Raw genomic sequence first — 21327 nt, 5'->3', positions numbered from 1 at the left:
TACCGATGTCCTTTCCCCTCCTGACAGCGACGGCGGCACTTCCCGCCCTCGGGGCGATCGCCACGGCGGCCGTACCGGCCGCGCGGCGCACCATGGCCAAGTGGCTGGCGCTGATCGTCTCGCTCGCCACACTGGTGCTCGCCGCGATCGTCCTGGTGCGCTTCGACCCGGCAGGCGACCGCTACCAGCTCACCGAATCCCGCGCCTGGATCGCGGACTTCGGGGTGCGCTACGAACTGGGCGTGGACGGCATCGCCGTCGCGCTCATCGCACTGACCGCGCTGCTGATCCCGTTCGTGATCCTGGCCGGCTGGCACGACGCCGACCCCCTGGAGACCGGAAACACGCGGTGGCGGCCCACCCAGGGCTTCTTCGCGCTGATCCTGGCCGTCGAGGCGATGGTGATCATCTCCTTCGAGGCCACCGACGTCTTCCTCTTCTACATCTTCTTCGAAGCCATGCTCATCCCGATGTACTTCCTCATCGGCGGCTTCGGGGACCGAGCCCACGAGCACGGTGAGGAAACGGCGTCCACTCAACGCTCGTACGCCGCCGTGAAGTTCCTCCTCTACAACCTCGTCGGCGGTCTGATCATGCTGGCGGCCGTGATCGGCCTCTACGTGGTGGCGGGGAACTTCTCGCTCACGGAGATCGCCGAGGCGCGGGCCAACGGTTCGCTGGACATGGCGACGAACACCGAACGCTGGCTGTTCCTGGGCTTCTTCTTCGCCTTCGCGGTGAAGGCGCCCCTGTGGCCGCTGCACACCTGGCTGCCCAACGCCATGGGGGAGGCCACCACGCCGGTCGCCGTGCTGATCACGGCGGTCGTCGACAAGGTGGGCACCTTCGCGATGCTCCGCTTCTGCCTCCAGCTGTTCCCGGAGGCGTCCAAGTGGGCGACGCCCGTCATCCTCGTACTGGCGCTGATCAGCATCATCTACGGGGCGCTGCTCGCGGTCGGCCAGCGGGACATCAAGCGGCTGGTCGCGTACGCGTCGATCTCGCACTTCGGGTTCATCATCCTGGGCATCTTCGCGATGACCAGCCAGGGCCAGTCGGGCGCGACGCTGTACATGGTCAACCACGGGATCTCGACGGCCGCGCTGATGCTGGTGGCCGGCTTCCTGATCTCGCGGCGCGGCTCGCGGCTCATCGCCGACTACGGAGGCGTCCAAAAGGTTGCCCCGGTGCTCGCCGGCACGTTCCTGATCGGTGGGCTCGCGACCCTGTCGCTCCCGGGCCTCGCGCCCTTCGTGAGCGAGTTCCTGGTCCTGGTGGGCACGTACGCGCGCTACCCGGTGGTCGGCATCATCGCCACCTTCGGCATCGTCCTCGCCGCGCTCTACGTTCTCGTCCTCTACCAGAGGACGATGACGGGCCCGGTGAAGCCGGAGGTCGCCGAGATGCCGGACCTCAGGGTGCGTGAGCTCGTGGTGGTGACGCCGCTGATCGTGCTGCTGATCTTCCTGGGTGTCTACCCGAAGCCCTTGACGGACATCGTCAACCCGGCGGTCAAGCAGACCATGTCCGACGTCCAGAAGAAGGACCCCCAGCCCGAGGTGGAGGCGGCCAAGTGAGCGCATCAGCCGTCCACAGCCTGTGGACAACGGCGGCCGACCCGATCTCCAAGATCGACGCGCCGAAGATCGAATACGGGCAATTGTCGCCCACCCTGATCGTCATCGGCGCGGCGATCGTCGGGATCCTGGTCGAGGCGTTCGTGCCCCGCAAATCCCGCTACTACGTACAAATGTTCGTTTCTGTCGTCGCTCTCACCGCCGCGTTCGCCGCGGTCGTGGGGCTCGCGACGAGCGGGTACGGCACCACCAAGGCCGGCATCGCGGCCATGGGCGCGATCGCCGTCGACGGGCCCGCACTGTTCCTGCAGGGCACGATCCTGCTCGCGGGACTCGTCGGACTGTTCACCTTCGCCGAACGGCGCCTCGACCCCGAGGCCCACGGCAACCGCGTCGACTCGTTCGCCGCGCAGGCGGCGTCCGTGCCGGGCAGCGACAGCGAACAGGCCGCGGTGAAAGCCGGGTTCACCACCACCGAGGTGTTCCCGCTGCTGCTGTTCGCGATCGGCGGCATGCTGATCTTCCCCTCGGCCAACGACCTGCTGACCCTGTTCGTGGCCCTGGAAGTCTTCTCGCTCCCGCTGTACCTGCTGTGCGCCCTGGCCCGCCGCAAGCGGCTCATGTCGCAGGAGGCCGCGGTCAAGTACTTCCTGCTCGGAGCCTTCGCCTCCGCGTTCACCCTGTTCGGCATCGCCCTGCTGTACGGCTACGCGGGCTCGGTGTCGTACGGAACGATCGCCCAGGTCGTCGACGGCACCGTCAAGGACGTCAACCCGGCACTCGCCGACACCATGGGCAACGACGTGCTGCTGCTCATCGGTGCCGCGATGATCGTCATGGGCCTGCTCTTCAAGGTGGGCGCCGTTCCGTTCCACATGTGGACACCGGACGTGTACCAGGGCGCGCCCACCCCGGTGACGGGCTTCATGGCGGCGGCGACGAAGGTGGCGGCGTTCGGCGCGCTGCTGCGACTGCTGTACGTCGTGCTGCCGGGTCTGCGCTGGGACTGGCGGCCGGTCATGATGGGCATCGCCGTTGTCACCATGCTGGGCGGCGCGGTCGTCGCGATCACCCAGACCGACATCAAGCGGCTGCTGGCGTACTCGTCCATCGCGCACGCCGGGTTCATCCTCGCGGGTGTCATCGCGATGACACCGGACGGGGTTTCGTCGGTTCTGTTCTATCTGGGCGCGTACTCGTTCGTGACGATCGGGGCGTTCGCGGTGGTCACCCTGGTGCGGGACGCCGGGGGCGAGGCGACCCACCTGTCCAAGTGGGCGGGGCTGGGGCGCCGTTCGCCGCTGGTGGCCGCCGTCTTCGCGGTGTTCCTGCTGGCCTTCGCCGGAATTCCGCTGACCTCCGGGTTCGCCGGGAAGTTCGCCGTGTTCAAGGCGGCGGCCGAGGGCGGCGCGGGGACGCTGGTCGTGGTCGGTGTGATCTCGTCGGCGATCGCCGCGTTCTTCTACATCCGGGTGATCGTCCTGATGTTCTTCAGCGAGCCCCGGCCCGACGGACCCACCGTCGCCGTGCCGTCGCCGCTGACCATGACGGCGATCGGGGTGGGGGTGGCGGTCACCGTGGTACTGGGTGTGGCGCCGCAGTACTTCCTCGACCTGGCGAACCAGGCGGGCGTCTTCGTGCGCTGAGCGGTGAGTTTCACGGATCGCGCCGGGCCCCGGTCTCCTTGTGGGACCGGGGCCCGGCGCGTGTTCACGGCGTCGCACACGTCACCGTGGGGTTCCAGCGGGCGAACGTGCCGCTGGGGTTCTGCTTCCAGACCCAGGCGTGCAGGGCGTAGTGGATCGGCATGCCGGGCTCGTGGCCGAGCATCGGACCGTCGAAGGGGACACCGAACATGCTGGGACGGTCGTCGTCGGTCGCCAGATCCTGGTCCTTGTCCACCACGATCCACTCCGCGGCGACGAGCCTGCGCGACTCGGTGGCGCTCGGGGTGCCGGCAACGGGAACGTCCCCGTCCATCGCGTCGAGGCCTTCGACCCAGCTCGCGTCGGACACCTCGTCCATCCAGTCCTCGTCGGCCCTGTCCTCGTACAGCAGAGCGGCCGGCTTCGCCGGGTCGAGTGAACCGTAGAGCTTCTCGTTGATGTAGTGGAAGCCCGTTCCGCCGAGGGTGGGGTGGGTCGAGCAGAAGGCGGGCCCGTAGCCGTCCGTGACGGCGAACGGCGCGTACTGGTACTTCGCCGTGCCTTCGAGCGTCTTGGCCAGCTCGGTCCAGACCGTGGGGTCGACGGGGTCGCCCGGCGCGGAGTGCGCGGGGGCGATGGCCAGGGAGAGGGATGCGGCGGTCGTGGCGAGGGCGACGGTGACGTTGAGCTGGCGGCGGGACATGGGGGGACTCCTAGAGCGGGAGAGGCGCGTCGAAGAGCGCCGGTCCGAGAGGCGCGGGGCGCCGGTCCGTTGGGCGGGCCTCCCCTGGTCCCGCCCGAGCAGCATGTCCCAGGGCCTTCGGGGACGCCACGCGAAGGGGCCCATTGGGCTGAACACCCCCGGTCCGGCGGAGGGGCCGGTGCCATGGGACGGAGGTGTGGCGGGGCGACCTGTGGATAACTCCGGGGCTGTCGGTGCGGGCCCCTATGGTGGACGCAGTGGTCGAGGCGCGACGTACGGGGGACACGACGATGAGCGCGATGAGCGTGATGGGCGGGTCGGGTGTGATGACGGAAGCCGGCGAGGGTCCGGGAGCGGTCGGGACGGTGGACAGCGAGGCGCTGGCCACGCTGCACCGGGTCTTCGGGTACGACTCCTTCCGCGGCGAGCAGGCAGCCGTCATCGAGCATGTGGTGGCGGGCGGCGACGCCGTCGTCCTCATGCCGACGGGTGGCGGCAAGTCGCTCTGCTACCAGATTCCGTCCCTGGTCAGACCGGGTACGGGGATCGTCGTCTCGCCGCTCATCGCGCTGATGCAGGACCAGGTGGACGCGCTGCGGGCGCTCGGTGTGCGGGCCGGGTTCATGAACTCCACGCAGGACTTCGACGAGCGGCGGGTGGTGGAGGCCGAGTTCCTGGCCGGTGAGCTGGACCTCCTGTACCTGGCTCCGGAGCGGCTGCGGCTGGAGTCGTCCCTGGACCTGCTCTCCCGCGGGAAGATCGCTGTTTTCGCCATCGACGAGGCGCACTGCGTCTCACAGTGGGGGCACGACTTCCGGCCCGACTACCTGGCGCTGTCGCTGCTGGGCGAGCGATGGCCGGACGTCCCGCGGATCGCGCTCACGGCGACGGCCACGCACGCGACACACCAGGAGATCACCCAGCGGCTGGGCATGCCGGACGCCCGTCACTTCGTGGCGAGCTTCGACCGGCCCAACATCCAGTACCGGATCGTGCCCAAGGCCGACCCCAAGAAGCAGTTGCTGTCCTTCCTGAAGGAGGAGCACGCGGGCGACGCCGGCATCGTCTACTGCCTGTCGCGCAACTCCGTGGAGCGCACGGCCGAGTTCCTGTCCGCCAACGGCGTGCAGGCGGTGCCGTACCACGCGGGGCTGGACGCGGGCACGCGTGCGGCGCACCAGTCGCGCTTCCTGCGGGAGGACGGTCTCGTCGTCGTGGCGACGATCGCCTTCGGGATGGGCATCGACAAACCCGATGTCCGGTTCGTCGCCCACTACGACCTGCCCAAGTCCGTCGAGGGCTACTACCAGGAGACGGGCCGTGCGGGGCGCGACGGACTGCCGTCCACGGCCTGGATGGCGTACGGACTGAACGACGTCATACAGCAGCGCAAGATGATCCAGGGCAGTGAGGGCGACGAGGCGCACCGGCGCCGGTCCGCCGCGCACCTGGACGCGATGCTGGCACTGTGCGAGACGGTGCAGTGCCGGCGCAGTCAGCTGCTCGCCTACTTCGGACAGGACCCGGAACCGGGCGGTTGCGGCAACTGCGACACGTGCCTGGTGCCGCCGGACACCTGGGACGGCACGGTCGCCGCGCAGAAGGTGCTGTCGACAGTGTGGCGGCTGGAGCGTGAGCGGCGGCAGAAGTTCGGCGCGGTGCAGATCGTGGACATCCTGCTGGGCCGGCGGACCGCCAAGGTGATCCAGTTCGACCACGACCAGCTCTCCGTGTTCGGCATCGGCGAGGAGCTGACCGAGGGCGAATGGCGCGGGGTCGTACGGCAGATGCTGGCGCAGGGGCTCCTCGCGGTCGAGGGGGAGTACGGGACGCTGGTGCTGACCGAGGAGAGCGGGTCGGTACTGCGGCGCGAGCGGGACGTGCCGATGCGGAAGGAACCGAAGAAGGCGGCGACCGCGCGGTCGGCCGGTGGCAGCGGCCGGGGCGAGCGGAAGGCGAAGGCAGCGGCAGCGATGGCCGAGTTGCCCACGGAACTGCAGCCGGCGTTCGAGGCACTGCGGACCTGGCGTGGTGAGCAGGCCCGTGAGCAGGGGGTCCCGGCGTACGTCATCTTCCACGACGCCACGCTCAGGGAGATCGTCAGCGTCTGGCCCGAGTCGGTCGCCGAGCTGGGCGGGATCAGCGGAGTGGGCGAGAAGAAGCTCGCCACGTACGGGGAGGGCGTGCTGAAGGCGCTCGCGGCCCTGGGCGGGGCGCCGGAGTCCGGGGCGGGGACCCCGCCCGGCTCCACGGACAGTGAGGGCGAGGGCGCGAAATCCGGGCCGGGGCCGGACCGGATGGGGCCGGACGACTGGCCCGAGATGGAGATGGAGCCCGAGCCCGAGGACTGGATGTAGAGGGCTGGAGCCCGCATACAGGGTGTATGGGGTATATGGGAGGGGAGTGTGGGGCGGGACCGGGCGGGCCGGTTCCCTGCCGGCCGGCGCCGGATCACGCGCCCTGTTCTCTGCCCCCGGCGCTCCCCGGCGCTTCGCTCAGCTCGCAGGAGTGATTCTGCCCCTCACCTCGCCCAGGCCTACGCGGGTGCCGTTCGGACCCGGGGCCCAGGCGGTGAGGGTGACCTCGTCGTCGTCCTCCAGGAAGGTGCGCTTGCCGGCGGGGAGGTCGAGGGGGGCGGTGCCGTTCCAGGTGAGTTCGAGGAGGGAGCCGCGCTCGCGTTCGGTCGGGCCGCTGACCGTGCCCGAGCCGTAGAGGTCGCCGGTGCGCAGAGAGGCACCGTTGACGGTCATGTGGGCGAGTTGTTGTGCCGCCGTCCAGTACATGGTGGAGAAAGGGGGCTCGGAGATGGTGTGGCCGTTCACGGCGACGGAGATACGGAGGTCGTAGCCGCCGGGCTCCTCCTCGGCGTCGTCGAGGTAGGGAAGCAGGGGGTGGGTGCGGGCAGGCGGGGCGATCCGGGCATCCTCCAGGGCGTCCAGCGGCGTGATCCACGCCGAGACGGACGTGGCGAAGGACTTGCCGAGGAACGGACCCAGCGGGACGTACTCCCATGCCTGGATGTCGCGGGCGGACCAGTCGTTCAGGAGGCAGAGGCCGAAGACGTGGTCCCGGAAGGCGGACAAGGTCACGGGGCTGCCCATGGACGACGGTGTGCCCACCACGAAGCCGACCTCCGCCTCGATGTCCAGGCGGACCGACGGGCCGAAGAGCGGGACCGGGTCGGTGGGGGCCTTGCGCTGGCCTGACGGTCGTACGACGTCCGTGCCGGAGACCACGACCGTGCCCGAGCGGCCGTGGTAACCGATCGGCAGGTGCTTCCAGTTGGGGGTCAGGGAGTCCGCGGCGTCGGGGCGGAAGATCTGGCCGACGTTCCGGGCGTGGTTCTCGGATGCGTAGAAGTCGACGTAGTCCGCGACCTCGAAGGGAAGGTGCAGCGTCACCGCGGAGAGAGGGTGGAGGAGAGGTGCGACGGTGTCCTGGTGGGACGGGACGGTGACCCAGGCCGTGAGGGCGCGTCGGATGTCGGACCAGGCCGTGCGGCCCGCGGCGAGAAGGGGGTTGAGGGTCGGGCGGGCCAGTACGGAGACATAGGGGGAGCCGAGGGCTGCGGCTGCGGCGCCCGCGTCCAGGACGTGGTCGCCGAGTCGGACACCGACCCGCCGGTCCGTGGAGCCGGCCGGGGAGAACACGCCGTAGGGGAGGTTGTGCGGGCCGAAGGGGTCGCCCTCGGGGACATCGAAGGGGGGCATGGGGTGCTGCCTCGCTCTCGTGTGGCCATGTGGTCGCGCCACAGGTTACGGGTGAGTCGAGGGCTCAGGGCAGTGTTCCCGGCGTCTGAAGAGTTCGCAATGTTCTGATAAGTGTCGTTCGGAGCCGGTGATTCCCGCTTGGCGCCCTTTGGGGGACATGGCGGGGCGCGGGTAGGGCGCGGGTGGGGCGGAGACGGGGCTCCGGTGCTGGTCCGCCCGGTCAACGTGTGCCTTGCTCGATCTTGTGAACCAGGGGTTCGCTGTACGGAGTCGTCGGCCTGCTCGGGTCGTCCTGCGCCGGCACCCGGTGCGGGAACTGGTGCCTGCGCCGGGGCTGTTGCTGAAGGGAGGCGGAACGTCGTCCGGTTCGGACGGAGACCGATGGGCCGAACGATCCGTATTCTCTGGATCATGGCCGCTCCCACCGCATACGCACTGATCGCCACGGACCTGGACGGAACGCTCCTGCGTGCCGACGACACGCTCTCCGACCGGTCGCGGGCCGTGCTGGAGCGTGTCACGGCCGCAGGTGCCCGGCATCTGGTCGTGACGGGACGGCCGGCTCCGAGAGTCCGGCCGCTGCTCGACGACCTCGGCGCCGGAGGGCTCGCGGTGTGCGGGCAGGGGGCGCAGCTGTACGACGCCGGCGCCGACCGTCTGCTGTGGTCGGTGACCCTGGACCAGGAGCTGGCGGAGACCGCGCTCGGCAAGATCGAGGCCGAGGTCGGGCAGGTGTACGCCGCAGTCGATCAGGACGGTGTCGACGGGCTCACGCTCATCGAACCCGGCTACCTGATGCCCCACCCGACGCTGCCCGCCGTACGGGTGCCGCACCGGGACGATCTGTGGGCCGAGCCCATCAGCAAGGTGCTGCTGCGCCATCCGTTCCTGTCCGACGACGAGTTGGCGTCGGCGGCGCGCGGAGCGGTCGGTTCCCTCGCGACGGTCACCATGTCGGGGCCGGGCACCGTCGAACTCCAGCCATGCGGCATCACCAAGGCGACGGGGCTCGCGCTGGCAGCCGAGTATCTCGGGCTGACCGCGTCCGCCACCATCGCCTTCGGTGACATGCCCAACGACATCCCGATGTTCGACTGGGCGGCTCACGGGGTGGCCATGGCCAACGCCCATCCCGAACTCAAGGCCGTGGCGGACGAGGTCACCCTCTCGAACGAGGACGACGGGATCGCGGTGGTGCTGGAGCGGCTGTTCGGGGGCGGGACGGGCCGGTAGGAGGCCCGGGTCAGCAGGCCGGCAGGTCGGCCCAGTAGGGCCGGCCCGGCCTGCTGACCCGGGCAGCGCACCGGTCTGGGGCGGCCTAGTAGGCCCCGTACACGTTGTCTATCGATCCGTATCGTGCCGCCGCGTAGTTGCAGGCCGCGGTGATGTTCGCGATCGGGTCGTAGGGGTCGTACGAGGTGCCGGTGACGTGGTAGGCGGCGAAGGTCGGGTCGATGACCTGGAGGAGCCCCTTGGAGGGGGTGCCGGCTGCCGCGTTGGAGTCCCAGTTGTTGATGGCGTAGGGGTTGCCCGACGACTCGCGGATGATGTTGCGGTAGATGCCGTCGTACGTTCCGGGGATTCCGTTCTGCGCCATGATGTCGAGCGATTCGCGGATCCAGCCGTCCAGGTTGTTCGCGTAGTACGTCGTCGTCGACGACGACGCGGCCGGTGCGGCCGAAGCCGTTGTCGCGGTCAGGAAGGGGATGACCAGGGCTGCGGCGGCCGTCCCGGTGATGGCGAGTGTGCGGGTGAGCGCGAGCGGGCGGCGGGGGGTTCTCGCGTGGTGGTGCCGACCTCGTACGGGCATGGTGAGTCCTCTCCGGCGCCTGCGAGGTGAGCTGTCGGGTTCGGGCGGGAGATGCCCGGCCGGGCGCGTTGTCGGCGCGCGGCTTCACCCCTAGCCGCTCCGGCGTGAAAGCCCGGACCGGCGGCCTACCTGGGTCCCCCGCTCCTGCCTGCGTGAGTCACGTGTGGGTGGGTGGGTTGTCTGCTCTGCGGGCGGTGGCAGGATTCGGCGGTCCGCCCGGTGTGGCGCGAAACGTATGCGAGAGCACACGGATGGAACAAGGGGCAGAAATGCAGGACTTGCCTATTTGGGATACCCATTGGGAATAAAACGGGCAAATAGCAAAAGGGGAGTGGAGGGCAACTTGCCTTTTGTGAATGGGGAGTTTGCGGGGTGGGGGTGGTGAGGGTCGCCTGTGGGAGTGACTCGAATCACGGAGCGGGGGTAGTCGTGGTCCAGGTGGAGTCGATGGGGTTTTGGGGTGCTTCATGACTATTGGGTGTTTGTGTCCGTTACGAGGGTGGAACCTCTCGCGCGATGCGCGACGTTGTCTCGGTGACGGCCGCGGGATGTTTATAAATGTCCATGCTTTGGACTGATCAAAAACATTCCGGTCGTGATCCGATACCGCCTGGCCTGGACGGGCGGGCGCTCGCGGTGATCGAAACATGACCGGATACGCTGACTTGAGTGATGGCAGCGACCTATCGACACACCGTGTGACCGCCAGTAGACACCAGCAGACAGGAGATCCCTCGTGACCGTCGTCGGGCCGTTCGGGCTGAGCGTGCGGGACCAGGCTCTCGAAGCCGATGTCCAGGCCGGATTGGCGGCTGTCGAGGAAGGGTTGCTCGAAGCCACCAAGAGCGAGGTCCCCTTCATCACGGAGGCCGCGCAGCATCTCGTACGGGCCGGCGGGAAGCGGTTCCGGCCCTTGCTCGTGATGCTCGCGGCGCAGTTCGGGGACCGCCATGCGCCGGGGATCGTGCCGTCCGCGGTGGTGGTGGAGCTGACCCACCTCGCGACGCTGTATCACGACGACGTCATGGACGAGGCCGAGGTGCGGCGCGGGGTGCCCAGCGCCAACACGCGCTGGGGCAACTCCGTCGCGGTCCTCACCGGGGACTTCCTGTTCGCGCGCGCCTCCCACATCCTCGCCGACCTCGGGCCCGAGGCGGTCCGGGTGCAGGCGGAGGCGTTCGAGCGGCTGGTGACCGGGCAGATCCTGGAGACGGCGGGGCCGTCGGACGGGCGGGACCCCGTCGAGCACTATCTGGACGTGCTGGGCGGGAAGACCGGGTCGCTGGTGGCCGTGGCCTGCCGCTTCGGGGCGATGATGTCCGGGGCCGACGACACTGTCGTGGATGTGCTCACCCAGTACGGGGAGCGGCTCGGGGTCGCCTTCCAGCTCGCGGACGACGTGCTGGACATCGCGTCCGACTCCCACGAGTCGGGGAAGACGCCGGGGACGGATCTGCGGGAGGGCATTCCCACGATGCCCGTGCTGCGGCTGCGGGAGCGGGTGGCCCGGCTGGGGCTGGCCGAGGATGTCGCGTTGTGCGAGTTGCTGGACTCCGACCTGAGTGACGACGCCCGGCACGCGGAGGCGTTGGCTCGGCTGCGGGTGCATCCGGCGTTGGAGCAGGCTCGGCGGGACACGGTGCGGTATGCGGAGGAGGCGCGGGCCGCGCTGGTGCCGTTGGCGGAGTGCGATGCGAAGGCCGCGCTGGTGGAGATGTGTGACGCGGTGGTGCATCGGGCGGGGTGAGGGGTTTCGCCCCCGCCGCCCTTACCCGTCCCGCCCCTCCCCCAGAGGGGGACCCTCGGACGGGCTGCATGCGCGAACCTCGGCCCCAGGCACCGGACGGGCTGGAGATGTCGGCCTCGGCCGCCAGGCACCGGATGGGCTGGAGGGTTGGGCCCTGGCATCGAGGTGCCGGATGGGTGGGGTGACCCCTACGGGTCAGGGGAAGCTGGGGCTCCTCATGTCATCCCGTAGCAGTACACGGAGTTGAGCCCAAGGTCTGACGATTCCCCGTCGCCGATTTGGTGAGATGGAAACCACCACTCCTCACCGGTTCGGGTGAGAATGGCGGCTCAGGGTGGACAGTGTGGGACGGACAGCCGCCGCCGACGACGGAGGTAAGGCACACATGGCACCGTACGAAGAGGCCAAGGCGGGGAACCGGATCGAGGCCGGGAACGAGGCCGAGGACGCGCCGTCCCGGGGCCGCAAGGCCGCGCGGTACGCCGCTCCGGCCGTGGTGATCGGTCTGACGGTCGCGACGATCGGCCTGGTACCGGCGTTCGCCGGCTCCGGTGACCCCGATCTGCCGAAGATCAGTGCGCAGGAACTCATCGAGAAGATCGCCGCGTCGGACGTACAGCAACTGTCCGGCACGGTGAAGATCAGTACGGATCTGGGGCTGCCCGATCTCGGCGGTCTGGAGAGCGGACTCCTGTCCGGCGGACTCGGAGGGGGCTCCGACGACTCGGGGTCGGCCGCCGATCCGAGCGCCAAGCTCCTTGAGCTGGCCACCGGCACGCACACCGTGCGGGTCGCCGTCGACGGCCCCGACAAGCAGAAGCTGTCGCTGCTGGAGAAGGCCGCCGAGTACAGCGTGATCCACAACGGCGACGAGGTGTGGGCGTACGACAGTGCGTCGAACGAGGCGTACCACGCGACGGCCCCCGCGTCCGAGAGCGGCAAGGGTGAGGACAAGGGTGAGGACAAGGACCGGATCCTGCCCGGTGACGACGCGTCCGCCACGCCGGGGCAGCTCGCCGAGGAAGCTCTGAAGGCGGTCGACGACACGACCTCCGTGACCGTCGACGGCACCGCCCAGGTGGCCGGCCGGGACGCGTACAAGCTGGTCATCACGCCGAAGGCGTCCGGGTCCACGGTCGGGGCGATCAGTATCGCGGTCGACTCGAAGACGGGGACGCCCCTGAAGTTCACGCTCACCCCGGCGAGCGGCGGTGCCGCCGTCGTGGACGTCGGCTTCGTCGACGTCGACTTCGGCAAGCCCGCCGCCTCGACCTTCGACTTCACCCCGCCCAAGGGAACGAAGGTCACCGAGGAGGGCGGGACGAAGGCCTCGGAGGACACTGACAAGGCCGAGAACAAGGCCGGGGAGGACTTCGCCAAGGACTTCGACAAGGAGTTCGGCGAGGATCTCAAGGGACTTGAGGGTCACGAGGGTGCACCGGACGGGCTCGAAGACGATGGCGTCAAGGTCATCGGCGAGGGCTGGAACTCCATCGCCATGTTCGACTCGGGGATGGAGGGCGGTGTCCCGTCGGCCGAGAGCTCGCCCGACGCCGGTGCGTTCGGCGGGTTCCTGGACTCCTTCGGCGACAAGGCCTCCGGCGACTTCGGCTCCGGCACGGTCTTCAAGACCCGCCTGATCAACGCCCTGATGACGGACGACGGCAAGCTCTACGTCGGCGCCGTCACGAAGGACGCCCTGGTCAAGGCGGCCAACGCCCAGCAGTAACCGCCCACGGGATTTCCCGTACGGGAAATCCCTCACGGGTACGACGAATGAGGGAGCCCATGGAGGAACCGTCCGCCACGGCGTGGCAGAAGGTGAACCGGGGTGACGACGCCGTCATCGTCACCCGTGCCCTCACCAAGCGCTACCGTGGCGGACAACTCGCCGTCGACGCTCTCGATCTCACCGTCCCGGCGGGCAGCGTCTTCGGTTTCCTCGGCCCCAACGGCTCCGGCAAGACGACGACCATCCGCATGCTGATGGGCCTGATCGAGCCGACGTCGGGCACGGCGCGGGTGCTGGGGCAGTCGATGCCCCGGGCCACCCGCGCCGTCCTGCCCCACGTCGGCGCGCTCATCGAGGGGCCCGCGCTGTACGGCTTCCTCTCGGGCCGCGACAACCTCGCACGGTACGACGCCGCCGACCCGACCGCCGATCCGCGCACCCGGCGTATCCGCGTCGCGGCGGCGCTGGACCGGGTGGGCCTGACGGCCGCCGCAGGCAAGAAGGCGAAGGCGTACTCGCTGGGCATGAAACAGCGGCTCGGCCTCGCGGCGGCGCTGCTCCAGCCGCGCCGGCTGCTCGTCCTCGATGAGCCGACCAACGGGCTCGATCCCCAGGGGATGCGCGAAATCCGTTCTCTGGTACGGGAGTTGGCATCGGACGGCACCACCGTCTTCCTCTCCTCCCACCTCCTCGACGAGATCGAGCAGGTCTGTACGCATGCGGCAGTGATGGCGCAGGGGCGGCTGATCACCCAGGGCCCGGTGGCCGAGTTGGCCGCCGGGGCCCGCGGCCTGCTGGTCGTGACGACGCCCGACGCGGCGGACGCGGCCCGCGTGCTCAAGGAACAGGGCGTCGCCGACGTGGTCGTCACCGAGGACCGGGACCGGGTGACCGGCGAGGTGCCGGAAGACGACCGCGAACTGGCCGATCTGAACGCCGCGTTGGTCGGCGCGGGTGTCCGCGTCCGGGGCTTCGGTATCGAACGGGCGTCCCTGGAGGACGCGTTCGTGGCGCTGACGGGGGAGGGCTTCGATGTCGCAGGCTGAGCAGGCTGAGACCGAGGCGGCGCCTCCCCGGACGCAGAAGGCGCCACCCAGGCCCAACCCCCTCTGGACCCTGAGCCTTTTCCGCAGCGAGCTCGCCATCACCTTCCGGCGCTGGCGGACCCTCGCGCTGCTCGCCGTGCTGGCCGCCGTACCGATCGTCGTCGGCATCGCCGTGAAGATCGAGACGAGCGACGGTTCGTCAGCCGCCGGGGGAGGTCCCGGGGGCGGGGGCGGGGGCGGCGGGGGACCGGCGTTCATCTCGCAGATCAGCAACAACGGTCTGTTCCTGGTGTTCACGGCCTTGGCCGCGACCCTCCCCTTCTTCCTCCCGATGGCCATCGGCGTCATCGCGGGCGACGCGATCGCCGGCGAGTCGAGCGCGGGCACGCTCCGCTATCTGCTGGTCGCCCCGGCCGGCCGTACCCGGCTGCTCCTCACCAAGTACGCGACCACGCTGACGTTCTGCCTGGTGGCGACGCTGGTGGTGGCGATATCGGCGCTCACGGTCGGCGCGTTCCTCTTCCCGCTCGGCGACCTGATGACGATCTCCGGTACGAGCATCAGCTTCGCCGAGGGCCTCGGGCGGGCGCTGTTGATCGCGCTGGTCGTCGCCGCGTCACTGATCGGGGTGGCGGCGCTCGGCCTGTTCATCTCCACCCTGACGAGCAGCGGCATCGCGGCGATGGCGACGACCGTCGGGCTGCTCATCACCGTCCAGATCCTCGACCAGATCCCCCAACTGAGCGCGCTCCAGCCGTACTTCTTCTCCCACTACTGGTTGTCCTTCGCCGACCTGATGCGCGAACCGGTCTACTGGGACGACCTGGTGAAAAACCTCGGCATCCAGGCCCTGTACGCGGCGGTGTTCGGCGCGGCGGCCTGGGCGCGGTTCACGACGAAGGACATCACGGCCTGAACTCCTGGCCGAAGAACGTCTTCGCGCGGGTGAGCGCGTCGGTGTCGTTCAGTACGTCACCGGGCTTGCTCCCGTTGCCGAGGAGCACCCCGCCGAACCGCATCTCCATGTAGGCGGCCGAGTTGCTGAGCGTGCCGACCAGCGGGTCGGCGTACGCCTGCTCCGGGGCCGCGAGGACGGTGACGCCCCACAGGGTGCGCCCGGCGAGGGTGTCCTTGAAGTCGAGGCCGGGCGTGCGCAGCCAGCCCGACCAGTGGTCGAGGTAGCGCTTCACGGAGGCGGACACCGAGTACCAGTACAGCGGCGAGGCGATCACGATGTCCGTGGCCGCGAGTGTGGCGTCGAGCAGGAGAGCCGCGTTGTTCCCGGTGGGCCGGACGTGGTCCGTGTCGTGGCGCAGGTCCTCGAAGTCCGGCAGCGGGTGGTCGGCGAGACTCAGCCAGCGCTGCTCGACATCGGCGGGCAGTTGTTCGGCGGCCCGGCGGGCGAGCGCCTCGGTGTTGCCGTCGCTGCGGCTGCTGCCCAGCAGGAAGAGAAAGCTGCGGTTCATGATCTGCCCCCGGTGCGGTCGGCGTACGGCGGGTGCACGTGCTGGGATTGCGCGCGCACCGCCATTGCATGCGTACGCAGTATATGCACATGCATTGATTTCTGGCCAGTCCCCATTACCGGGCCCGGGGTGCCCGCAGGCCCGCCCGTTCCTCCGCCGCCGTCATGACCCGGAGCAGCGCCTCCTCCTCGCCGTGCCGGGCCACCACCTGGAGCCCGACCGGGCAGCCGTCCGGGCCGAAGCCCGCGGGGATGCTCGCAGCCGGGTGCCCGCTGAGGTTGAACGCCCAGGTGAGCGCGGTCGAGTACCGGTCCCCCGGGCCCTCGTGGCCGTGCGGCGGGTTCGGGGTGGTGGGGGTCAGGAGCAGGTCGGCCCGGCTGAACAACTCCGCCAGCCGCCGGTCGTTGACCACTCGCAGCCGGTGCGCCGGCGCGGTGTCGCCGCGTGAATCACCGTCCCTGGCCGTACTCGTACCCGTACCCGTATCTGGACCCGCGCCCGGTGCCCGCAGCGCCAGCCAGGCCGGCCCCGGGTCGTCGAGGCGTACGGGGGCGTCCTCCGGCGGCAGCAGCCGTACGACCCCGGCACCGTCGAGCCGCAATGCGGCGCCGTGCGCGACGAGGGCGGGCCCGGGATCGGTGCGGGCGAAACCGAGGGAGTCGGACCAGACGGCGGTGAGGGGTCGCCGCGCGTACTCCTGGTCGCTGACGCTGACGCCGTGGTCGCCGACGCCGGTCATGTCGCCCCTGCCGCCTGCCGCATCCACCGCGTGTCCGTCGGCTCCGGTCACGCACCGCCAGTACGTCCGCAGGTCCGCCGCCCGCCGGGCGACCGCACCGGGCACGCTCAGCCCCGTCCGGTCGGGATGCGGCAGGCGCCCGTTCGTCGACTTGAGGCCGAACACCCCGCACCAGGCGGCCGGGATGCGGATGGACCCCGCCCCGTCGGCGCCGGTCGCGAGCGGCACCAGGCCGGCCGCCACCGCCGCCGCGGCCCCGGCCGACGAACCGCCCGGCACGCGGTCCGCCCGCCACGGGTTGACCGTCCGCCCACCGGCCCCAAGTCCCCAGGTCTGCCAGGGAGTTCCGGCACCGGGCGCGGGTACGGACGTGGTGCCCAACGGCACACACCCGGCGGCCGTCAGTCGTATCGCGTCCGCCGCCCGCTCCCCGTACCGGCCCTTCACCGCGATCGGGACGCCCGCGAGCGGCAACCGCTCACCCGCGGCGACCCGTGCGTCGACCTCGCGTGCCCGCCGTACGGCCGCCTCGTGCCACACCTCCGTGAACGCGCACAACTCCGGTTCCACGGCGGCGATCCGCGCGAGCGCTGCCGTGACGACGTCGACGGCGGTCACTTCCCGCGCCAGTACGGCGGCGGCGACTTCCGAGATCAGGAGATCGGTCATGCCGCATTCTCCTGCGCCCGGCCGCGGTGGACGGCGGGGACGGTCAACTCGGCCGCCAAGGCGACCGGTTGACCGTCCCCGGGGTGGGCGGTGTGCGTGGACGATGGTCCGACGCGCGTTACTCCGACAGCTCCCACACGGCGTACGCGGCGGCGTCACTGTTGCGGTCGAGCGCGGTGTCGTTGATGTTGGCCGTGGTGTCGCAGGACGAGTGGTAGCAGCGGTCGAACGCCTGGCCCGACGTACCGCCCCACTTGGCCGCCTGTGCCGCCGACTTGGTGTTGCTGGCACCGGTGAACAGGCCTCCGACGGGGACGCCCACGTTCTTGAAGGGCGCGTGGTCGGAACGGCCGTCGCCCTCGGTCTCGATCTCCGTCGGGACGCCGAGACCGGAGAAGTAGTCCTTGAAGGTCTGCTCGATGGTCGGGTCGTCGTCGTAGACGAAGTAGCCGGGGTTCGGCGAGCCGATCATGTCGAAGTTGAGATAGCCGTCGATGCGCGCACGGTTCGCGGAGGAGAGGTTGTTGACGTAGTACCTGGACCCGACCAGGCCCAGTTCCTCCGCTCCCCACCAGGCGAATCGCAGGTGCTTTGTGGGCTGGTACTGGGCGCGCGAGACGGCGAGCGCGATCTCCAGGACGGCGGCCGAGCCGCTGCCGTTGTCGTTGATACCGGCGCCGGAGGAAACACTGTCGAGGTGCGAGCCCGCCATGATCACCTGGTTGGTGTCGCCGCCGGGCCAGTCGGCGATCAGGTTGTAGCCGGTACGGCTGGACGCGGTGAACTGCTGGATGGTCGTGGTGAATCCGGCCGCGTCCAGCTTTGCCTTCACATAGTCGAGCGAGGCACGGTAGCCGGTTCTGCCGTGCGCCCGGTTGCCGCCGTTGGCGGTGGCTATGGACTGCAGCTGGGTCAGGTGCGCCTTGACGTTGGCCAGGGGCAGGTCGGGCGCGGCGGCCAGCTTGACGGCCGGCGCGGAGTTGGGAGAGGGGGCCGCGCCTGCTGCCGCGCCCGTGGTGAGGAGCGCGGTGGAGGCGAGCACGGTGACGGCCACAGCGGTGGCTGTGGCGCGTCCGGGAACCGAGAGCTTCATGTGGGGGGCTCCGAATTCCTGGGGAATCACAGGGATTCCGCGACGGATGGGTGCCTGGATGGTGAAGCTCTGGCTAACGGTTCGTCAAGAGCGCTATATGGACAGCGAGTTCGCATTCCGGATGAACATGGACATGATCAGTAGCTGATGCCGAAGCGCCTCCGCCTCCGCGTCCGGGCACTGGCCCTGGCCCTGGCCCTGGGGCAGGGCCAGGGCCAGGGGTAGGGGGCAGGGCTAGTGCAGACAGAACTCGTTCCCCTCCGGATCCGCCATCACCACCCACTCGCCTCCGGCCTCCCGCACCTCCCGCAGCACACTCGCCCCCAGCCCCGTCAGCCGCTCGACCTCGGCCGACCGCAGGTCCGGACCCGGGTGCAGATCGAGATGAAGCCTGTTCTTGCCCGCCTTCGGCTCCGGTACGCGCTGGAAGAGCAGCCGCCGCCCGAGCCCGGTCCCGCTCTCCTCCTCGTACGGGTCACCGGGATGCCGTACGGCGGCCAGGTCCCGCCACGCGCGGCGCCCGTGCGACTCGACGGTCAGCTCGGCCGGCACGGCACCGAGGCCCAGCAGACGTTCGACCAGCGCGCTGTGGTCCTCGACCGTGTACGCGAGCGCGGCGGCCCAGAAGCCGGCCTGCGCATGCGGGTCCACGCAGTCGATGACCAGCTTCCAGTGCACGGGGGTGGGGGCGTCCTGTGCGGGTGTGTGTGTCATGGAGACCACTTATAACGTGCCGGACTGACAACGGCTCGCTGTACGCCCGCTGTCAGTGGCGTACGTCCTGCGTGGCCTCCACCGTCGGAGGAACGAGGACCGGGTCTGCCGCCGCCCGTACCGCCCGCGCCCCCCGCCGCGCCGCCCGCAGCGCGTCCCATGTCAGCAGGGCCAGGGCGAGCCACACCAGGGCGAACCCGGCCCAGCGTTCCGGCGGCATGGCCTCGTGGAAGTAGAAGATGCCGAGGAGGAACTGGAAGACGGGAGCCAGGTACTGGAGCAGGCCCAGCGTCGACAACGGCACCCGTATCGCCGCCGCGCCGAAGCAGACCAGCGGGAGCGCGGTCACGACGCCGGTCGCCGCGAGCAGGGCCGCGTGCCCGGCGCCGTGCGCACCGAAGGTCGCCTGGCCCTGGCCGCCCAGCCACAGCAGATACGCCAGCGCGGGCAGGAACTGGACCGCGGTCTCGGCGGCCAGCGACTCCACTCCGCCCAGGTTGACCTTCTTCTTCACCAGGCCGTAGGTGGCGAAGGAGAAGGCCAGGCAGAGGGAGATCCAGGGCGGCCGGCCGTACCCGATCGTCAGGACGAGTACGGCGGCCAGGCAGACGCCGACCGCCGTCCACTGCACCGGCCGCAGCCGCTCCTTCAGCAGGAGGACACCCATGGCGATGGTGACGAGCGGGTTGATGAAGTAGCCGAGCGAGGCCTCGACCACGTGCCCGCTGTTCACGGCCCAGATGTAGACGCCCCAGTTGACCGTGATGAACGCCGCGGCGACCGTGATCAGGGCCAGTCGGCGCGGTTGCCGCAGCAACTCGCCCGCCCAGGCCCAGCGGCGCAGCGCCAGCAGGGCGATGCCGACGAAGGCGAGGGACCACACCATTCGGTGGGCCAGGATCTCCACCGCCCCGGCCGGCTTCAGCAGCGGCCAGAACAGTGGGACGAGGCCCCACATCCCGTATGCCGCGAAGCCGTTCAGCAGACCTTTGCGCTGCTCGCTCGTCGGCTTGCCGGCCACCGGCGTCTCCCCTCGTACCAGCACATGACCATATGGACGTGCGTTCACGACGGTAACGCCGGGCGCCCCCGGCTGTCATGTTCGTATCGGCATACGGTCATGACAGGCGGGGGCGGACGTCCTCAGGGGCGTGACGGGGGAGTGCGCGCCCCTGAGGGGTATGGGGGTCAGGCCTTGAGCGCGGCGGCGATCGACTCGGCGATCGGCGTGGTCGGGCGGCCGGTCAGGCGGGACAGGTCGCCCGGGGTGCCGGCCAGCTCGCCCTTCTCGATGGACGCGTCCACGCCCGCGAGGATGGTGGCGAGGCCCTCGGGCAGACCGACGCCGGTCAGGATGCCGATCAGGACCTCGACGGAGACGGCGTTGTAGGCGACGTCCTTGCCGGACTGCTTGGACACCTCGGCCGCGTACTCGGCGAAGCTCCAGCTGGTGTCGCCGCTCAGCTCGTACGTCGTGTTCTCGTGGCCCTCGCCGGTCAGCACCGCGACAGCGGCGGCGGCGTAGTCGGCGCGCGCGGCGGAGGCGACCCTGCCTTCACCGGCGGCCTGGGTGACGCCGTGCTCAAGGGCGACGGCGAGCTGCTCGGTGTAGTTCTCGTTGTACCAGCCGTTGCGCAGCAGCGAGTACGGGACGCCGGACGCGAGGATCGCCGCCTCGGTGCCCTTGTGGTCGTCGGCGAGCGCGGCCTTCAGGGTGCCCGGGGCGCTGGTGTACGCGAGCAGCGCGGCGCCCGCGGCCTTGGCGGCGTCGAGGACGACCTTGTGCTGGCCGACGCGACCCTTGTCGAACTCGTTGCCGGAGATGAGCAGCACCTTGTCGCCGGCGGCTATGACACCGTCGAAGGTCTCCGGCCGGTTGTAGTCGGCGACCGCGATCTTCACACCGCGAGCCGCGAAGCCGGAGGCCTTGTCCGCGTCGCGCACGACGGCGGTGATCTGGTCGGCCGGGACCTTCTCCAGCAGCTGCTCGACTACGTGACGACCGAGGTGGCCGGTGGCTCCGGTGACGACGATGCTCATGGCGAATCTCCTTGTGGGGTGCGGACTGGCACTAACCCTAGGGGAAGCGCTAACTTCGGGAAAGTGCCCACTTTGAAGTAAGGTACTTACATGACGGTAAGTGGCAAGGTCGAAGTCGTGGGCAGGTCCGAGACGGTCGACGCCGTCGATGTCGAGGGGATGTGTCCGTACCGCCTCGTCCTGGAGCACGTCACCAGTCGCTGGGGTGTGCTCGTCCTCATGGAACTGCTGGTGCGCCCGTACCGCTTCAGCGAGCTGCGCCGGGCCATCGGCAGGGTCAGCGAGAAGATGCTGACGCAGACCCTCCAGACACTGGAGCGCGACGGCCTGGTCCACCGGGACGCGAAGCCGGTCATCCCGCCCCGCGTCGACTACTCGCTCACCGACCTCGGCCGTGAGGCAGCCGCTCAGGTCAAGGCCCTGGCCGACTGGACGGCGGAGCGCATGCCGGACGTGGACCGGGCCCGCCGGACCTACGACAAGGCCCGGGCCGAAAGGACCCGGGCCCAGTAGCCGCTCGTACTGTCTACGTAGCCACGCGTACCGCTTATCCGACGACGGTCCAGGTGTCCCCGCCGGCGAGGAGGGCGGCGAGGTCGCCCTTGCCGTTCTGGACGATCGCGGTGTCGAGCTGG

18 protein-coding genes are annotated in these 21327 nt (G+C 69.9%); 9 read left to right on the top strand and 9 right to left on the bottom strand.

Annotated elements, in window-relative coordinates:
• Positions 1-5: 5 nt before the first annotated feature.
• Together IEY89_RS36055 and nuoN are read left to right on the top strand one after the other, a co-directional pair.
• Complete coding sequence (locus tag IEY89_RS36055; RefSeq protein ID WP_189151763.1) at positions 6-1577, top strand: NADH-quinone oxidoreductase subunit M; 1572 nt, start codon at positions 6-8, stop codon at positions 1575-1577.
• A complete protein-coding gene (nuoN, locus tag IEY89_RS36050) occupies positions 1574-3223 on the top strand; it encodes an NADH-quinone oxidoreductase subunit NuoN (RefSeq protein WP_189151762.1) in 1650 nt (549 codons plus the stop codon). The genes IEY89_RS36055 and nuoN overlap by 4 nt, the downstream gene beginning before the upstream one ends.
• A 64-nt stretch (positions 3224-3287) precedes the next feature.
• Here the strand turns inward: nuoN and IEY89_RS36045 are convergent, their stop codons facing one another.
• On the bottom strand, positions 3288-3926 hold the full coding sequence (locus IEY89_RS36045) for a hypothetical protein (protein WP_189151761.1): 639 nt from the start codon (positions 3924-3926) through the stop codon (positions 3288-3290).
• Positions 3927-4234: 308 nt separating this feature from the next.
• On the opposite strand from IEY89_RS36045, the gene recQ reads away from it, so the two are divergent.
• Positions 4235-6283, top strand: coding sequence for a DNA helicase RecQ (recQ, locus tag IEY89_RS36040; protein ID WP_189151784.1), 2049 nt, complete (start codon positions 4235-4237; stop codon positions 6281-6283).
• A 138-nt stretch (positions 6284-6421) separates the two neighbouring features.
• Here recQ and fahA read toward each other — a convergent pair whose 3' ends face one another.
• Positions 6422-7636, bottom strand: a complete 1215-nt coding sequence (gene fahA, locus IEY89_RS36035) for a fumarylacetoacetase (protein ID WP_189151760.1) — start codon at positions 7634-7636, stop codon at positions 6422-6424.
• A 411-nt stretch (positions 7637-8047) separates the two neighbouring features.
• Here fahA and IEY89_RS36030 point away from each other — a divergent pair, with 411 nt between their 5' ends.
• Entirely contained in the window at positions 8048-8869 is an 822-nt protein-coding gene (locus IEY89_RS36030; RefSeq protein WP_189151759.1) for an HAD family hydrolase, read from the top strand.
• Between the two features lie 85 nt (positions 8870-8954).
• Here the strand turns inward: IEY89_RS36030 and IEY89_RS36025 are convergent, their stop codons facing one another.
• Complete coding sequence (locus tag IEY89_RS36025) at positions 8955-9446, bottom strand: transglycosylase SLT domain-containing protein (RefSeq protein WP_189151758.1); 492 nt, start codon at positions 9444-9446, stop codon at positions 8955-8957.
• A gap of 736 nt (positions 9447-10182) precedes the next feature.
• Between IEY89_RS36025 and IEY89_RS36020 the strand changes: the two genes are divergently transcribed.
• From IEY89_RS36020 to IEY89_RS36005, 4 genes are all read left to right on the top strand, one after another.
• Positions 10183-11193 carry a polyprenyl synthetase family protein gene (locus IEY89_RS36020; protein ID WP_189151757.1) on the top strand — a complete coding sequence of 337 codons (1011 nt, stop codon included), beginning with the start codon at positions 10183-10185 and terminating at the stop codon, positions 11191-11193.
• A 385-nt stretch (positions 11194-11578) separates the two neighbouring features.
• Positions 11579-12922 (top strand): LolA family protein, encoded by a 1344-nt coding sequence (locus tag IEY89_RS36015; protein ID WP_189151756.1) that lies wholly within the window; start codon positions 11579-11581, stop codon positions 12920-12922.
• Positions 12923-12981: 59 nt separating this feature from the next.
• Positions 12982-13971, top strand: a complete 990-nt coding sequence (locus IEY89_RS36010; RefSeq protein ID WP_189151755.1) for an ABC transporter ATP-binding protein — start codon at positions 12982-12984, stop codon at positions 13969-13971.
• Entirely contained in the window at positions 13958-14887 is a 930-nt protein-coding gene (locus IEY89_RS36005; RefSeq protein WP_229695612.1) for an ABC transporter permease, read from the top strand. The genes IEY89_RS36010 and IEY89_RS36005 overlap by 14 nt, the downstream gene beginning before the upstream one ends.
• On the opposite strand, the gene IEY89_RS36000 is transcribed toward IEY89_RS36005, so the two are convergent.
• From IEY89_RS36000 to IEY89_RS35975, 6 genes are all read right to left on the bottom strand, one after another.
• Positions 14877-15437: a flavodoxin family protein gene (locus IEY89_RS36000; RefSeq protein WP_189151754.1), complete on the bottom strand. Its 561-nt coding sequence runs from the start codon at positions 15435-15437 to the stop codon at positions 14877-14879. The genes IEY89_RS36005 and IEY89_RS36000 overlap by 11 nt on opposite strands.
• Positions 15438-15552: 115 nt before the next feature.
• Positions 15553-16845: an amidase gene (locus IEY89_RS35995; RefSeq protein ID WP_189151753.1), complete on the bottom strand. Its 1293-nt coding sequence runs from the start codon at positions 16843-16845 to the stop codon at positions 15553-15555.
• 118 nt (positions 16846-16963) lie between these two features.
• The gene (locus IEY89_RS35990; RefSeq protein WP_189151752.1) at positions 16964-17938 is read right to left on the bottom strand and encodes a M28 family metallopeptidase; all 975 of its coding nucleotides are present in this window, start codon (positions 17936-17938) and stop codon (positions 16964-16966) included.
• 234 nt (positions 17939-18172) lie between these two features.
• Positions 18173-18652 carry a VOC family protein gene (locus tag IEY89_RS35985; RefSeq protein WP_189151751.1) on the bottom strand — a complete coding sequence of 160 codons (480 nt, stop codon included), beginning with the start codon at positions 18650-18652 and terminating at the stop codon, positions 18173-18175.
• A gap of 52 nt (positions 18653-18704) precedes the next feature.
• The gene (gene rarD / locus IEY89_RS35980) at positions 18705-19673 is read right to left on the bottom strand and encodes an EamA family transporter RarD (RefSeq protein WP_189151750.1); all 969 of its coding nucleotides are present in this window, start codon (positions 19671-19673) and stop codon (positions 18705-18707) included.
• A gap of 167 nt (positions 19674-19840) precedes the next feature.
• Entirely contained in the window at positions 19841-20692 is an 852-nt protein-coding gene (locus IEY89_RS35975; RefSeq protein WP_189151749.1) for an NAD(P)H-binding protein, read from the bottom strand.
• Positions 20693-20782: 90 nt separating this feature from the next.
• Here IEY89_RS35975 and IEY89_RS35970 point away from each other — a divergent pair, with 90 nt between their 5' ends.
• Positions 20783-21205: a winged helix-turn-helix transcriptional regulator gene (locus tag IEY89_RS35970; RefSeq protein WP_189151748.1), complete on the top strand. Its 423-nt coding sequence runs from the start codon at positions 20783-20785 to the stop codon at positions 21203-21205.
• Positions 21206-21327 lie beyond the last annotated feature (122 nt).

The organism is Streptomyces lacrimifluminis, from assembly GCF_014646095.1.
GTDB classification, from domain to species: Bacteria; Actinomycetota; Actinomycetes; order Streptomycetales; family Streptomycetaceae; genus Streptomyces; species Streptomyces lacrimifluminis.
This window is presented reverse-complemented; position numbering and strand designations above follow the sequence as displayed.